At 71.9% G+C, this 15,737-nt stretch carries 8 protein-coding genes; 2 read left to right on the forward strand and 6 right to left on the reverse strand.

Features of this window, described 5'->3' with window-relative positions; translation table 11 throughout:
* Positions 1 to 42 precede the first annotated feature (42 nt).
* The 4 genes from WME97_RS26855 to WME97_RS26870 all read right to left on the reverse strand — a co-directional run bounded on the left by WME97_RS26855 (position 43) and on the right by WME97_RS26870 (position 3,441).
* Positions 43 to 1,266 (reverse strand): MFS transporter, encoded by a 1,224-nt coding sequence (locus WME97_RS26855; protein ID WP_437541329.1) that lies wholly within the window; start codon positions 1,264 to 1,266, stop codon positions 43 to 45.
* Positions 1,263 to 1,802, reverse strand: coding sequence for a glycine-rich domain-containing protein (locus WME97_RS26860; protein ID WP_437541331.1), 540 nt, complete (start codon positions 1,800 to 1,802; stop codon positions 1,263 to 1,265). Before WME97_RS26860 ends, WME97_RS26855 begins: the two co-directional genes overlap by 4 nt.
* 2 nt (positions 1,803 to 1,804) lie before the next feature.
* On the reverse strand, positions 1,805 to 3,073 hold the full coding sequence (locus WME97_RS26865) for a hypothetical protein (protein WP_437541333.1): 1,269 nt from the start codon (positions 3,071 to 3,073) through the stop codon (positions 1,805 to 1,807).
* Positions 3,074 to 3,210: 137 nt separating this feature from the next.
* Complete coding sequence (locus tag WME97_RS26870; protein ID WP_437541335.1) at positions 3,211 to 3,441, reverse strand: hypothetical protein; 231 nt, start codon at positions 3,439 to 3,441, stop codon at positions 3,211 to 3,213.
* A gap of 422 nt (positions 3,442 to 3,863) precedes the next feature.
* Here WME97_RS26870 and WME97_RS26875 point away from each other — a divergent pair, with 422 nt between their 5' ends.
* Entirely contained in the window at positions 3,864 to 4,760 is an 897-nt protein-coding gene (locus tag WME97_RS26875) for an SDR family oxidoreductase (protein WP_437541338.1), read from the forward strand.
* A gap of 442 nt (positions 4,761 to 5,202) precedes the next feature.
* Complete coding sequence (locus WME97_RS26880; protein ID WP_437555506.1) at positions 5,203 to 11,556, forward strand: DUF4215 domain-containing protein; 6,354 nt, start codon at positions 5,203 to 5,205, stop codon at positions 11,554 to 11,556.
* Between the two features lie 162 nt (positions 11,557 to 11,718).
* Here WME97_RS26880 and WME97_RS26885 read toward each other — a convergent pair whose 3' ends face one another.
* Entirely contained in the window at positions 11,719 to 12,969 is a 1,251-nt protein-coding gene (locus tag WME97_RS26885) for a PEGA domain-containing protein (protein ID WP_437541340.1), read from the reverse strand.
* Positions 12,966 to 15,707 carry an FG-GAP repeat domain-containing protein gene (locus tag WME97_RS26890; RefSeq protein WP_437541342.1) on the reverse strand — a complete coding sequence of 914 codons (2,742 nt, stop codon included), beginning with the start codon at positions 15,705 to 15,707 and terminating at the stop codon, positions 12,966 to 12,968. The genes WME97_RS26885 and WME97_RS26890 overlap by 4 nt, the downstream gene beginning before the upstream one ends.
* Positions 15,708 to 15,737 lie beyond the last annotated feature (30 nt).

Raw genomic sequence — 15,737 nt, forward strand, 5'->3', positions numbered from 1 at the left:
CATGGGTGCGCGGGAGGCCGATCGAGGCCCCGCGCGATCGCTTCAGAGACGCGCGCCGCCCTGCGCCGGCGCCGGGCGTGGGGCGCGGTGGACGCGAAGGGCGAGCGCCATCAAGCTCAGGACCAGCCCCCCCCCGAGGTGCACGAGGCCGCTCCACCCCAGCGCCGACAGGAGCGCGCCGGACGCGAGCGACGCCGCGCCGCTGGCGGCGAACACGCACAGATCATTGACGCCCTGCGCCCGGAAACGCTCGGGGCCGGGCCGGCTGCGCGCGACAAGGGTCGTCGCGGTCACGAACACATAACACCACCCGACCCCGACCAGCGAGAGCCCGACCAGGTGCCCTTCGAACCCTGGAGCCAGGCTGATCACGAACCCCGCGAGCAAGAACAGCAGCCCGAGCCCCTGGAGCGCCGCGATCGACATCCGCTTCAGGAGAGCGCCGACCGAGAGCGAAGGCAGGTACATGCTCAGGAGGTGCACCTCGATCACCCAGCCCGCCTGCCGGATCGAGCTCTGCTCGACGCCGCACATCTGGAGCGGCGTCGGCACCATGATGAGGCTCATCACGAGGAATGCGCCGGCGCCCATCGCCACCATGGGCCAGTACAGCGCGCGAGCCCCCGCGTCGTGCGCGGCGGGGGCCTCCGCGACCCGCGCTTCGTGCGGCCGGTACGACACGAACGCGAGCGCCGCGACGACCTGGAGCGCCGAGAGGACGAGCAGGGCAGAGGGCAGCTCGCTCGACGTCCGTCCTTCGAGCAGGCCGAAGAGCGAGATGCCAGGGACGATGCCGAGCGCGCTGGCGAGCTGGATCATCGTCAAGAGGCGCGGCGCCCGGTGGCTCTCCTGCCCTTCGAGGATCGCGAAACGATATTGCTGCACGAAGGCGCCATGCAGGCCGACGCCGGAGACCGCCGCGCAGAACAGCGGGAGATCGGAGCGGTCCACCGCGCGCGCCGCGAGCGCGAGGCAGCCGGCGGACAGGAGCGCCGCGGCGATGAAGCAGGGCTTGCGCCCGAAACGGCGCATCAGCTGGCTGGCCGGCCAGGTGCCCAGGGCCGAGGACAGCACGAGCACGGCCACCGGGACCGTCGCGAGCCGCATGTCCCGCGCGAGCCGCTCACCCACCACGCTGCCGGCGAACTGGACCGACACCACGGAAGCGATCCCCAGGACCTGGCAAAGCAGCAGGACCAGCGTGTTGACGGACGTGGCGGGCGCGGGCGCGGGCACGGGCGCAGTGACGACAGCCTGACGGCTCAACGGTCGCGCTCCACGCCTGGCAGGGCGGCCCCGTTCCCCGCGTCGAGCGCGGCGATCGCCTCGAGGGAGAGGCCCAGGCGCTCGTGGAGGAAGCGCACCATCGTCCAGTGAGGCAGCGCGCCCTCGTCGAAGGGGCCGAACTCGTCGCGGTAGAGCGGCAGCCAGCGCAGCGCCTCCTCGATCGCCTGCTCCCGGCTGACCTGCCCCTCCTGATAATCCTCGTAGGGCAGGCTGCGGTGATGGATGAAGAAGCGGCCCGGGAGGCGCTCCTCGCACAGCTCGCGGTACTCCCGCGTCTGCAAGATCAGGTAATGCCAGACCTCGTCGATCGCCTGCTCCACGGGCAGGAACAGCCCCGCAAGCGGCTCCGGATAGCGCGATATCAGGTAGAGGTACCGCAGGCATTCGAGCACCTGACGCTCGACATAGGCGGGCTCCTCGCCGGTGGTCCGCACGAAATGGCGCACCACGCCGGAGAAGAATGCGCCGTCGAGCCGCGCCTTCAGCGCGGCGGCCGTCACCCTGGGTCGTTCCATCGTCACGAGCCACCTCGCTCCGCGGCCTCGCCGCCCTGCACCAGCCATGCGTACTTCCCGGACTTGCCGATCGCGAGTTGGGCGCGGTGCTCGAGGACGCAGTCGAGGCCGGCGCCCTCCCAGATCCGCTCTCGCAGCGCGCGCGCCGCGGCCGGGCCGACGGGCGCGTCGTCGAAGGTGGTATAGAGCAATCGGCCCCGCCGCCCCTCCGTGTGGAGCTGATAGACGAAGACGGACGGCGCGGAGACGGCGATCCAGTCATCGAGATCGGCCTGCGAGATCGGGCCCCGCTTCTCGGCCCAGAGGAGCTCCCGCTCGCGCCCGCAGAACCGGCGGATCCGCAGCGGATCGGGGGAGCCGTCGACCGTCTCGGCGCAGTCGCCCGAGCGATAGCGGATGAGCGGCATGCAGGGGTTGCGCACGCTCGAGACGATGAGGCTGTAGATCGCGCTGCCCTCCTCGACAGGGATCAGCTCCAGGTGCATCTGGTCCAGGTAAGGCCAGTAGCAGCCGTGACGATCGCTGTAATACAGATATCCGAGCTCGGTGCTGCCGAACAGGTCGACGATCGGGCACTCGACGTGCTCCGCCAGGAACCGCCGCACGTTCCTCGGCGTGAGCTCGTAGGCGTGAACGACGCTGGCCGGCCTCGGAAAGCGCGCCCACGCTCCGATGTCCATGGCCTTCTTCACCAGGTGAGCCAGGTGGTAGCCATCGCAGTCGAGGTGGTAAAGGCCTCGCGGATGCGCGTCTCGGACGGCGCTCATCTCGCCGAGCATGCGCTCGACGTCGCCGCGATCCCAGAGCGCCGGATCGAGCCGCAGGTTGATATAGAGCGTCCGCTCGTCGAGCCGGCGATCCTCGAGGCCGGGGAGCGCCGGCGCCTCGGCGCCACGCCGCCTCGCGGCGAGCCGCGCCACGTGCTCGGTCGCCAGCACCGTGGTGATCGAGACGCGCTGGCAGCCCTCATGCCAGGTGACCGCGATGTCGGGGTGCTCGCTCCACAGGCGGTAGTACGACTTCAGAAGGAAGAAAGGCGGGCGGATGATCTGCATCCGCGCGTGGTTGGTCCCGGTCGAGAGCACGAGCTCCGCCTCGCCGACCTTCAGCGCCTCGGCGAGCCTCGGGGTCATCCAGTTGTCCGGAAAGCCTCTTGCGATCTCCGGCTTGTCCAGGATCGGGAAAGAGCCCTTCTCGATCGACCGTCGGTAGATAGGGATGTCCCTGACCTGATCGATCATCGCCGCGAGCGTCGGTCCGTGGGCGTCCATCGGTCGACTCCAGGAAAAAGGTTGAACAGCCATCGAGAAGCGCGGCCCCCATCGGTCCGGGCGCGCGCGAGCGAGGCAGAAGACCACGGCAAGATGCACATGGTCCTGCCGCCTCGCTCGCGGCCCCGGCGGCTCCGTCAGCTGATGCAGCCGGCCTTCTTCGAGATACAACCGGCCTTCTTCGAGATACAGCCGGCCTTCTTCGAGATGCAGCCGGCCTTCCGCGAGATGCAGCCGGCCTTCTTCGAGATACAGCCCTCCTTCCGGGAGATGCAGCCGGCGTCGAGCGTCGGCGCGCTGGACGTGTTGGCCGCGATCCACTGCTTCCAGAGACGATCCTGGGCGATCTGCCGAATCAGGTGTTCCATTCGAACCTCCGATGATGTGATGGTGGACGATGCAACCACGGCGCACACGTCCGCGACCCGCGCGGGGCGGCGGTCGTGTGCTCGACGGTCCGGCAGACACGATTTGTGGGCAGCCCGACCGTCTGGCTGACTATACGGTTCAACCCAAAGGGGTCAAGGCAGGCAATCCGTCGGTGGATCGCGCCGCCCGGCCATCCGCCGAGTCGGCCGCTCCAGGACCGATGGAACTATCTCGGCGCGCGCACGCGCGAGCCTGCGATTCGACCGCTGCAATTCACGTTGAAATCGATCCTGTCGCGACGATACCCAGAGGAGGGCGTGGCAAATTGTCCCGCGCACCCCGACGATCGCCGTTCTCCGGTTCCACGGGGGGATCCAGCGGGATACGCTCCTTGCTCCCCCTTTCGAAAGCGAGCGAGAGAATGACCCGAGAGCTCCGTTCCCTCATCACAGGATCCAGCAGCGGCTTCGGCCGCGCGACCGCCGTCACCCTCGCCCGCGCGGGACACCGCGTCTTCGCCGGGATGCGCGCGATCGCGTCGAAGAACGCGGGGCCGGCGTCCGAGCTCGCGGAGCTCGCCGCGCGCGAGGGGCTCGCGCTCCGCGTGATCGAGCTCGACGTGACGAGCGACGCCTCGGTCGACGCGGGCGTGGCGCGCGCGCTCGACGAGGCGGGCGGCGTCGACGTGTTGATCAACAACGCGGGCGTCCTGTCGCAGGGGCCGATCGAGGCGTTCACCGTGGCGCAGGCCGAGGCGATGTTCCAGGTGAACTACCTCGGCGCCGTGCGCGTCAACCGCGCCGTGCTGCCCGCGATGCGGCGGCAGAAGAGCGGCCTCCTCGTCCACGTGAGCAGCGCCGTCGGGCGGGTCGCGACGCCGCTCTTCGGCCATTACAGCGCGAGCAAGTTCGCGCTGGAGGCGATGGCCGAGTGCGCAAGTTACGAGCTCGCGCCGCTCGGGATCGACGTCGCCATCGTCGAGCCGGGCGCGTTCCCGACGACCGGCGTGATGGCCAACGCGATGCAGGCCGACGAGGCCCGAGCGGCGGAGTATGGCGCCCTCTTCGCGCTCGCCGCGGAGCTGTGGAAGCCGGTGATCGAGACGATGAAGCGCCAGGGTCCGCCGGACCCGCAGCAGGTCGCGGACGCGATCCTGAAGCTCACGGAGCTGCCGGCCGGGGAGCGGCCGCTGCGCACCGTGCTCGACCCGCTGGGCAACGGCGCCGCGGAGGAGATCAACCGCAGGACCGAGGACGTGCAGCGGGCGTACATCGAGTGGATGGGCCTCGGCGGCGTGCTCAGGCGAGCCGGCGGATAGCGCGCGGCGGCCGGGATCCGCGGGGCGCGGAGGTCTCCGCGCCTCCTTGGGACACAAACCATCTCCGAGCTCCCGTCATAGCGCGATTGTCAAGACCGAACCGGGCTGCCAGCCTGGCTCGCGCGGCTGTGCACCGGCAGCTGAAATGAAACACCGTGTCCATCCGTCGCTGCGCCGCGCAACGCGCGTCATTCGTCAGCGATGCTCCGCGGACTCCGCTGCGAACGGGCGCTCCTGCGGGTGTGGCTGAGTGGCGCAGGATGAGGTGATTTTCGTCTAGGGGTGCGAAGGGCGGCCGGGCTACCCTTGGAGACGGGTCGTCGGCCTTTCTGCCCGAGCGCAGCCGCTCGTGTTCGTCCTGGTCCTGCCCGAGCGCAGCCGCTCGTGTTCGTCGAGGTGTGTCGTGAGGTTGAGAACGTCTTATCTGGCTTTGGCCGTGGGATTGCTGCAAATACTCGCCGCCTGTGGAGGGGGCGCGCCCTCCACCACGGGCGATCCTGGCGTGGGCGGCGCGGGGAGCGTGACCTCCAGCGGCTCCGGCGACGGCGGCGGTGGCAGTGACTTCGGCTCGGGCGTCGCCTCCGGCGGCGGCGGAAGCGGCGGCGGGCCCGATCCCTGCGCCGTCGACGACCCGCCCCCCGAGTGCCTCTTGCCCCAGGAGCCCGCCTGCGGCGACGGCGAGATCAACCAGGCCAGCGAGGCGTGCGACGACGGCAACAGCCTGCCCGGCGATTGCTGTTCCGGTCTGTGCGAGATCGAGCCTTACTGTGCATGTCCGACGCCCGGCGAGCCGTGCGTGCTGACCATCGCGTGCGGCGATGGCGTTGTCGATCCGGGCGAGTTCTGCGACGACGGCAACACCGCGGACGGCGACGGCTGCAGCGCAGACTGCATCTTCGTCGATCCCTCGTACGTCTGTCCGAGGCCGGGCGAGCCGTGCAAGCTGCTCTACGACTGCGGCGATGGCCGCGTGAACGGCTCCGAGGAGTGCGACGACCTCAACGAGACGCCCGGCGACGGCTGCGGCGCGGACTGCAAGCGGGAGGCGGGCTTCGTGTGCCCGAAGCCCGGGCAGGCGTGCGAGCGCCTGCCGGTCTGCGGCAACGGGGTCAAGGAGGCCGGCGAGCTCTGCGACGACGGCAACGCCGCGAGCGGCGACGGCTGCTCGAGCCTCTGCCGACAGGAGTCCTTCTACGTCTGCACGACGCCGGGGCAGCCCTGCGAGCTCCTGATCCGATGCGGCGACGGCGCCGTGGATCCGGGCGAGATCTGCGACGACGGCAACGCCCAGGGCGGCGACGGCTGCAGCGCCGACTGCAAGACGCTGGACCCGCTTTACGCGTGCTCCGAGCCGGGGAAGCCCTGCATCCTCCTCTATCGCTGCGGCGACGGGCGCGTGAACAACGGCGAGCAGTGCGAGGACGGCGACGACCCGCCCGCCTCCGGCGACGGCTGCAGCGCGACCTGCATGCGCGAGTCCGGCTTCGTGTGCTCGAAGCCCGGGCAGCCGTGCGAGCGCCTGCCGGTCTGCGGCAACGGCGCCCTGGAGAGCGGCGAGCAGTGCGATGACGGCAACACCGCGAGCGGCGACGGCTGCTCGAGCCTGTGCCGTCAGGAGTCCTTCTACACCTGCCCGACCCCGGGCCGGCCCTGCACGCTCCTCTACTGGTGCGGCGACGGCGCGATCAACCCGGGCGAGGTCTGCGACGACGGCAATACGGCGGGCGGCGACGGCTGCAGCGCCGACTGCAGCGCGGTGGACCCGATCTACACGTGCCCGAGGCCGGGTCAGCCCTGCACCCGCCTCTACTGGTGCGGTGACGGCCGCGTGAACGACGGCGAGCAGTGCGAGGACGGGAACACCCGGAGCGGCGACGGCTGCAGCGCCACCTGCATGCGCGAGGAGGGGTATCAGTGCAGCCGCCCCGGTCAGCCGTGCACCCGGCCGCCGGCCTGCGGCAACGGCCTCAAGGAGACCGGCGAGCAGTGCGATGACGGCAACACGGCGAGCGGCGACGGCTGCTCGAGCCTGTGCCGGCAGGAGGCCTTCTACAACTGCAGGACCCCGGGGCAGCCCTGCGAGTTCTTGATCCGGTGCGGCGACGGCGTGCTCAGCCCGGGCGAGGTCTGCGACGACGGCAACACCGTGGGCGGCGACGGCTGCAGCGCCGACTGCAGCGGGGTGGACCCGATCTACACGTGCACCACGCCAGGTCAGCCCTGCACCCTCAACTACTGGTGCGGCGACGGCCGCGTGAACGACGGCGAGCAGTGCGAGGACGGCGACTCCCCGCCTGCGTCCGGCGACGGCTGCAGCGCGGACTGCATGCGCGAGCCGGGGTATCAGTGCAACCTGCCGGGCCAGCCGTGCACGCGGCTGCCGGCCTGCGGCAACGGCCTCAAGGAGACCGGCGAGCAGTGCGATGACGGCAACGCCGCGGGCGGCGACGGCTGCTCGAGCCTGTGCCGGCAGGAGTCCTTCTACAGCTGCCCGACCCCGGGCCAGCCCTGCGTGCTCCTGTTCCGGTGCGGCGATGGCGCCGTGAACCCCGGCGAGCTCTGCGACGACGGCAACACCGCGGGCGGCGACGGCTGCAGCGCGGATTGCAAGACGGTGGACCCGGCGTACGTGTGCCCCGAGCCGGGCAGGGCCTGCGTCCTCGTCTTCCAGTGCGGCGATGGCCGGGTGAACAACGGCGAAGAGTGCGACGACGGCGGCAAACCGCCCGCGTCGGGCGACGGCTGCACGGCGGATTGCCGGCTCGAGCAGGGCTGGATCTGCAAGCCCGGCCAGCCCTGCACCGTGAGGACCTATTGCGGCGACGGCGCGGTGCAGCTCGGCGAGCAGTGCGACGACGGCGGCGGGGAAAACCCTGTCGGCGGCGACGGCTGCACCGCGCAGTGCAGGATCGAGGTCGGCTGGACGTGCCCGCCGGGCGGCGGGCGCTGCACCCCGCCGCCGCCGCCCGTGTGCGGCGACGGCAAGATCGGCGGCACCGAGGTGTGCGACGACGGGAAGCAGCCCCCGGCGAGCGGCGACGGCTGCAGCGCCGATTGCCAGACGATCGAGGACGGGTGGGACTGCTCGCGCGTCGGGTTCCCCTGCAAGACCGTCTGCGGCGACGGGTTCAAGAACGGCGCCGAGCAGTGCGACGACGGCAATCCCTTCTCGGACGACGGCTGCGACGAGACCTGCCGGATCGAGCCGGGGAGCGTCTGCGACAACGAAGAGCCCCAGGACTGCACGGGCTTCTCCGTCTGCGGCAACAACATCCGCGAGGGCACCGAGGCCTGCGACGACGGCAACGGCAACTGGCGCGACGGCTGCACGCCGGACTGCAAGGGCGAGCCGGACTGCAGCCGCGGCGCGTGCATCTCGAAGTGCGGCGACGGCATGCTCCTGCCCGGCGACGCCACCGAGGCGTGCGACGACGGCAACACCGTGAGCGGCGACGGATGCTCCGCGACGTGCACGATCGAGCCGGGCTACACCTGCACCGCTCAGCCAAGCGAGATGCGGCTGCCGATGGTCATCCGCGACTTCATCGGCTGGTGCCCGGGCGACTACAACCGCAACGTCAGCAACACCGCGTGCGACGCCAACCTGACGGACAACCTCGTCGGCCACTTCGATTTCGAGATCACCCCCAGCGGCAATCAGATCGACAGGATCGTCCAGCCGACGCTCGACACCGCCGGCAAGCCCGTGAGCAGGTTCGGCCCCGGCTTCGTCACGCCGAGCGACGCGAACGGCTGGACCACGGGGCAGGACAACTTCCAGTGGTGGTACCGGGACAACCCGACGTACAACAGGACGCTCGTCACCAGCATCGAGCTGACCGCGCAGGCCGGCAGGTACGTGTACCAGCGGAACCCGTTCTGGCCGGTGGACATCGACCCGCCGGGCGCCGATCCCGCGCTCAACAACCTGGTCTCCGCCGGGCTGGAGCGGGCGCAGCAGAGCAACCCCTCGCACAACTACTACTTCACGAGCGAGGTCCGGTACTGGTTCCAGTTCACGCCGAACGGCGCCGCGGCCGATCCGGTGCTCACCTTCTTCGGTGACGACGACGTCTGGGTGTTCATCAAGAACACGCTGACCGCGGACATCGGCAGCATTCACGCGCAGCTCCAGGAGAGCGTGACCATCCTGGACAACGGCGACGCCCGCGTGACCCCCTGCGCCGCCAACTCCGGCTGCACGGACCGCGGCGCCACCTACGATGTCGACCTGAACCTCGAGCCGGGCAAGGTCTACGAGATCGCGGTGTTCCAGGCCGAGCGCCACGTCACCGGGTCGAACTACCAGCTCACGCTGTCGGGCTTCAGCGCCGGCACGTCCGTGTGCACGCCGCAGTGCGGGGTCGACCCGCCGGTCGTGACGCCGGGCGAGGAGTGCGACGACGGCAGCAGGAACGGGACGGGCTACGGCCAGTGCAACAACTGCCAGCTCGGTCCGTACTGCGGCGACGGCGTCAGGAACGGCATGGAGACCTGCGACAACGGGGTCAACAACAGCACGTACGCCAACGCCTCGAACGCCTGCGCGCCCGGGTGCGTGGCCCCGCCCCGGTGCGGCGACGGCGCGGTCAACGCGCCGTACGAGGCGTGCGACCTCGGCTCCGGCAACACGGCGAGCGGCTACGGCGGCTGCACGCGCGAGTGCCAGATCGGGCCGTACTGCGGCGACGGCAGGAGGAACGGCACCGAGGGGTGCGATGACGGCGTCAACGACGGCTTCTACGGCACCTGCAACCCGAACTGCACGCCGGCGGCGATGTGCGGCGACAACCGCGTCGACGCCGACTGGGGCGAGGAGTGCGACAGCGCGACCGACCCGAACTGCGTGAGCTGCCAGCGCGGCGAGCACTGCGGCGACGGGGCCACGCAGCGGGACCTCGGCGAGGAGTGCGACGACGGCGTCAACGACGGCGGCTACGGCCAGTGCGGGCTCTCGTGCCTCTACGGGCCGCGCTGCGGCGACGGCATCGTCCAGCCCGAGGAAGAGCGCTGCGATCTCGGCAGCGGCCAGAACACCGGCGGGTACGGCGGGTGCACCGCGACCTGCAACTACGGTCCGTACTGCGGCGACGGCATCAGGAACGGCGCCGAGTCGTGCGACGACGGCAAGAACGACGGCGCTTACGGCACCTGCAACGCGAACTGCACGGCGGCCCCGAGGTGCGGCGACAACCGCGTCGACGCCGAGTGGGGCGAGGAGTGCGACAACGCGGCCGACCCGAACTGCCTGAACTGCCAGCTCCCCCCGCAATGCGGCAACGGGATCACGCAGCCGGCCCTCGGCGAGGAGTGCGACGACGGCGTCAACGACGGCGGGTACGGCCAGTGCGGCCCCGCGTGCCTCTACGGGCCGCGCTGCGGCGACGGCATCGTCCAGCCCGACGAAGAGCGCTGCGACCTCGGCAGCGCGCAGAACACCGGCGGGTACGGCGGGTGCACCGCCTCCTGCAACTACGGTCCGTACTGCGGCGATGGCATCAGGAACGGCGCCGAGGGGTGCGACGACGGCGTGAACGACGGCGCTTACGGCACCTGCAACCCGAGCTGCACGCCGGCGCCGAGGTGCGGTGACAACCGCGTCGACGCCGAGTGGGGCGAGGAGTGCGACAACGCGGCTGACCCGAGCTGCGTGAGCTGCCGGCTCCCCGCGCAGTGCGGCAACGGGGTCACGCAGCCGGCCCTCGGCGAGGAGTGCGACGACGGCGTCAACGACGGCGGGTACGGCCAGTGCGGCCCCGCGTGCCTCCACGGGCCGCGCTGCGGCGACGGCATCGTCCAGCCCACCGAGGAGGACTGCGACCTCGGCAGCGGGCAGAACACCGGCGGGTACGGCGGGTGCACCGCGACCTGCGACTACGGGCCGTACTGCGGCGACGGCATCAGGAACGGCGCCGAGGCGTGCGACGACGGCGTGAACGACGGCACCTACGGCACCTGCGCGCCGGCCTGCACGCCGGCGCCGAGGTGCGGCGACAACCGCGTCGACGCGGACTGGGGCGAGGAGTGCGACAGCGCGACCGACCCGAACTGCGTGAGCTGCCGGCTCGGCGCGCACTGCGGCGACGGGGTGATCCAGCCGCAGTTCGGCGAGGAGTGCGACGACGGGATCAACGACGGCGAGTACGGCAAGTGCGGGCCCTCGTGCATCTTCGGGCCGCGCTGCGGTGACGGCATCGTCCAGCCCGCGGAGGAGGATTGCGATCTCGGCGAGGGCGAGAACAGCGGCGAATACAACGGGTGCGATGCCCTCTGCCAGTACGGGCCGTACTGCGGCGACGGCCGCGTCAACGGCGCCGAGACCTGCGACGACGGCGTGAACGACGGCTTCTACGGGAGCTGCATGCCCGACTGCAGCCCGGCGGCGAAGTGCGGTGACCGCCGCGTCGACGAGGAGTGGGGCGAGCAGTGCGATCCCCCGAACGAGGCCACGGGCTGCAGCAACAACTGCCGCCTCGGCGGGCAGTGCGGCGACGGCGTGGTCCAGCCGGGCGAGCAGTGCGACGACGGCAAGAACGACGGCGGCTACGGCCAGTGCGGCCCGCGCTGCCAGCTCGGCCCGCGCTGCGGCGACGGCATCCGCAACGGCCCGGAGCAGTGCGACGACGGCGACGGCAACAACACCGGCGGCTACGGCAAGTGCGCGCCGGGCTGCGTCTACGGCCCGTACTGCGGCGACGGCAAGCTGCAGAGCGCCTACGAGGCGTGCGACGACGGCAACCGCACGGGCGGCGACGGCTGCAGCCTGACCTGCCAGTTCGACGGGTTCCCCAACTGATCGAGCGAAGGCGGGCGCGCGGGGCGAAGGCGTCGTTCGACGCCTCCCCCGCTCGCCCGCGACCCCGGCGCCGCACGGCGCGTGACTCGGGTCGACCTCCTCCCAGATACCGCCGCTAGCTCCCGATGGCCGCCCTCGGCGGCCCGGGGCGCTGCGGTGCCTTCACCAGAACCGGCCGACGAGCCCCGCCCCGCCGAGCCCCGGCCCGAGGATCGGCGCGGCCGAGAGCTCGAGCATCGGGCCGCCCGTGCGCGCGGGCGCGGGGTCCGTGCGCGCGGGCAGCGGCGGCGGGTTCGGCGTGTCGAACGCGTAGAACACGAAGCCGCCGAGGGCGAACGCCGCGGCCGTGCCGAACAGGCCGACGGTCGCGTTCGCGAGCTCGTCGCGCGTGTCGAGGTGAGCCCGGTAGTCGCCCAGCTCCTTCTCCGAGATCCCCTGCGCCGCGCGCTTCTCCGCGATCTCGCGCGCCTGGTCCTCTTCCTCGAGGCCCGTGGCCAGCGTCAGCACGCCCACGCCGGCGGACAGGACCCCCATCGCGACGAGGCCATAGGACATCTTCCGCTGGAAGGAGCTCGTGAGGCCCACGTCGATGACGAGGCGCTCGCCGCGGCGGAGCGACAGCTCGCGGGAGAACGGCCCGTGGCCGTTCTTCGTGGCGACGAAGAACCGCTTGCCCGGGGCGACCTGGAGGAGCGGCAGCGGCGTCGTGCCGACGAAGCGCCCGTCCAGCGTGACCTGCGCGCCGACGGGGCCCTTCACCTGGAGGAGCGCCGGCCGCTCGCGCAGCTCCCGGTCGATCCCGAGGATGTCCCCCTCGATCGCGACCACCTCGCGCTCCTCGTCGACGTGGCCGTCGGCCGTGATCTTGATCCGGTGCTTGCCCGGCTGCACCTCGGCCATCAGCGGCACGTCGGCCAGCGCGCCGCCGTCGATGGATACGCGGGCGCCCGCGGTCGGCGAGGTGACGTTGATGCGGGTCCGCGGCCTGACGTCGGGCGGCGCCGCCTCCGGCGCGGCGGGCGACGACGGAGCGCTCGCCTCGAGGCGCGCGGCGATCACCCCGAGCTCGCTCAGGGCCTCGGTCGCGTCCGCGCGGCGCCCGCCCTGCGGGACCTGCTCCAGGTAGCGCCGGTAGTTCGCGATGGCGGCCCGCAGCGCCTCGGGGCTCTGCTCGACCACGTACAGGCGCCGGTAGGCCTGGGCCAGCGAGAACAGGAGAGCAGGGCGCGGCGCCTTCCTGTACGCCGCCTCGAACGACTGCACCGCGTCGCGGTACCGTGTCGCCGCGTAGGCCTGGGCGCCGGCGTTGTAGAGCGCCTTCGCCTGCTCGATGTCCTCCTCCGCCGAGGCCGCGCTCGGCGCGAGCGCGGTCGCCGCGAAGGCCACGAGCACGACGCACAGCGAGGTCTTCATCGGCGGCTCGGGACTCCTTCGTGGACGCGGAGCGCGCCGTCGCTGAGCACCGCGAGATCGTCGACCCCATCGCCGAGGACGTCGCACGTCGCGATCGCGGAGCCGCCGGGGATGCCGTCCAGCTTGCGGAGCTGGTGCTGGCCGAGATCATGGCAGCCCGCCGCGCCGTCGCCGCACACATCGAGCGCGTAGGCCGCGCTGCGCGTGAGCACGACGAGCGACCTTCCCCTCCCGTCGTCGACGCGGGCGAAGTCGACGCTGGTGACGTCCTCGAGGCTGGGGTCGGGTACCTCGATCTCGATCGGCGCGTCGAGCGCGCCCTCGCCCGTGTTCCAGAAGAGGGCGAGTCGGCTCGCCGTGATCGTTCGCGTCCCTGGCGCCAGCTCGTACGCGATGCCCACGACGTCCGCGTGGCCGTCGCCGTCCATGTCGCCGGCGCGGAGCCCCCCGTACAGCGTGTGAGGCGCGGGCGAGAAGGCCGCCTCCGGCGCCTCGAAGGCGGCGCTCGCGCCGCGGCGCGCGAGGGTGACCGCGCCGGCCAGGGCCGGCGTCCCCGGCTCCGCTGCCGCGTCCTCCGCCGCGACCTCGATCGGCAGCGAGAGGACGAGCTCGTCGGTTCCATCGCCGTCGAGATCGACGGCGACCCCATCCAGCGCCCACGCGGGCTCCCGGGAGGGAACGAGCTCCGCGGGGAGCGAGACGCGGTGCTTGGCCTCGTCGACCATGGCGATGGCGCCCGAGTCGACCGCCGGCAAGAGCCAGAGCTCGGCCGAGCCCCGGGAGGAGCCAGGGCTCGGAGGAGCGATCGTCAGCGAGGCGACCTCCGCCCGATCGCCACCGAAGCGGCCGGCGACGCTCCTCACGGCGCGCAGCTCGCCTGCGTGCCGCACGTCGTCCGAGCGGACGAGCGGCAACGGCGGCAGCAGCGACCGCGAGCTGCTGCCCTCGATGAGGCTGAACGCGACGTCGCCGCCGTGCGAGAAGAGCACGCTGATGTCGTCCACGGCGTCGTCCGGCTCGGGGAGCCGCACCGCCGCGATGTCGAGGAGCCCCTCGAAGGCGCCGAGCCGCACCGGCGGCTCCGGCGCCTTCATGTACCGGCCGAAGCAGACGGCCAGCGTCGGGTGCTCCGCGCTCGACAGCGAGCTGCCGGCGCTCTCGGCGAACGAGAGGTCCGGCAGGAGATCGCCGTCGAAGTCGCCCACGACGAAGCTCGAGACGTTGCCCAGCGTCGGGATCTTGAGCTCATTGAGCTTGAAATCGGCGGCCTCCGCGCCGGGGACGCCGTTGAAGAACGTCAGATCCGTCGCGTCGGCGGAGCCGGCGACGACGTCGGGCGCGCCGTTGCCGGTCAGGTCCGCGATCACCGCGCTGGTCCAGCGCCGGCCGTTCGCCGGCGCGAGCCGGTCGAACTCGACCTGGTAGGGAGGAGACGGCCGGATCTTTCCGAGTCTCACGGCGTCGGGATCCACGATGTCGAGCACCCCGTCGCCGTTGAGATCGCCGATCGCGACGGGGGCCCCGAAGCCGGGCAAGCGCCCGGCGCTCATGCCGCCCGCCGGGTACGAGAGATCGCCGTACGGCGCCATGCCGCCGAACGCGCCGCCGCCTGCGCCCTCCGCGACGTCGAGCTCGTAGCAAGGCGCGCCCGCGGGCAAGCGAGGGTCAGGCTGCGCGCACGTGGCGCCCACGAGCAGGTCGAGGACCTCGTCGCCGTTCACGTCCCGGAGGAAGGCCGCGCCCGCGATCCGCGCCCCTGCCGGGAGCTCCACCGCGGTGTGCGCGCCGTCGTCCGGCGAGTAGATGTGCACGGCCGAGTCGTCCGCGAGGGCGACGACCACCTCGTGCAGCGGGCCGCCGCCGAGCTCCGCGCTCGCGAGCGGACCGGCGACGTCGCGCAGCCCGCGCTGCCGATCGATGAACAACAGCCGGCCCCTCTCCGACCCTTGCACGACGGCGATGACATCCTCCGGCGCCGCCCCGCGCGTGTCGGTCCCGGCGACCAGGGCGACCCACGTCTGTCCTTCCTCGCGCGTGCTGCCGACGGGCAAGAGCCGCGCGCCGCGGAGGGTCGTCGTCTCGGACGCCTCGCCCAGCAGCAAACCCAGGCGAAACACCGACGCGAGCACGGGGACCGGCGCGAACGTGCGGCCCGGCTCGCCGCTCAGGATCGCCACGCCAGGCCCCACGCTGAGCGCGATGTCCGTCGTCTCGTCGTCGGTGAGGCGCGCGAGCGCGGGCGTGTCCCCTGCCGAGGGGATCGACACCTGGGTCCCCACCGTGCTGTTCGCGTCGAAATAGAGCGCCTCGAGGCTCGTCGAGCCGACGCCCACGAGGTCGCCGCGGCCGTCGCCGTCGAGATCACCCGTGATCAGCCGCTGCGCGCCGAGCGGCAGCGCGGCGCCGAGCGGCTTGAAATTGCCCGTGGAGACGCGGCACACGCCGTCGACCCCGCAGCCCCACCCGCTCGGGCACGTGCGGTCCACGTCGGTGCACACGAAGCGGCACTCGTTCTCGCTTCCGCGCGGGTTGCACCAGGTCGTCGAGGTCGCGCCCAGCGCGTCCTGCGTCTTCACCTCGCAGGGCGCGCTGGCCTCGAAGCAGTCGCAGTCCTCGTTGCGCGACGGCTCGATGACGCCGTTGCCGCACACGCCCGGGGAGATCTCGCCGAGCTCCACGCACCCGGCGGAGCCGGCGGCCGCGACGAGCAGCGCCGCGGCCCCCCCGATCGCGCGCACGTATCGCCTGGAGCTGGGCCGCGCGCGCAT

This window comes from Sorangium sp. So ce367, assembly GCF_051520455.1.
Lineage (GTDB): Bacteria > Myxococcota_A > Polyangia > Polyangiales > Polyangiaceae > Sorangium > Sorangium cellulosum_B.

What these genes read in the sequence shown, in the direction of transcription:
- WME97_RS26860 (WP_437541331.1), bottom strand. Translation starts at nt 1,802, where the DNA reads ATGGAACGACCCAGGGTGACGGCCGCCGCGCTGAAGGCGCGGCTCGAC.
- WME97_RS26865 (WP_437541333.1), bottom strand. Translation starts at nt 3,073, where the DNA reads ATGGACGCCCACGGACCGACGCTCGCGGCGATGATCGATCAGGTCAGG.
- WME97_RS26870 (WP_437541335.1), bottom strand. Translation starts at nt 3,441, where the DNA reads ATGGAACACCTGATTCGGCAGATCGCCCAGGATCGTCTCTGGAAGCAG.
- WME97_RS26875 (WP_437541338.1), top strand. Translation starts at nt 3,864, where the DNA reads ATGACCCGAGAGCTCCGTTCCCTCATCACAGGATCCAGCAGCGGCTTC.
- WME97_RS26885 (WP_437541340.1), bottom strand. Translation starts at nt 12,969, where the DNA reads ATGAAGACCTCGCTGTGCGTCGTGCTCGTGGCCTTCGCGGCGACCGCG.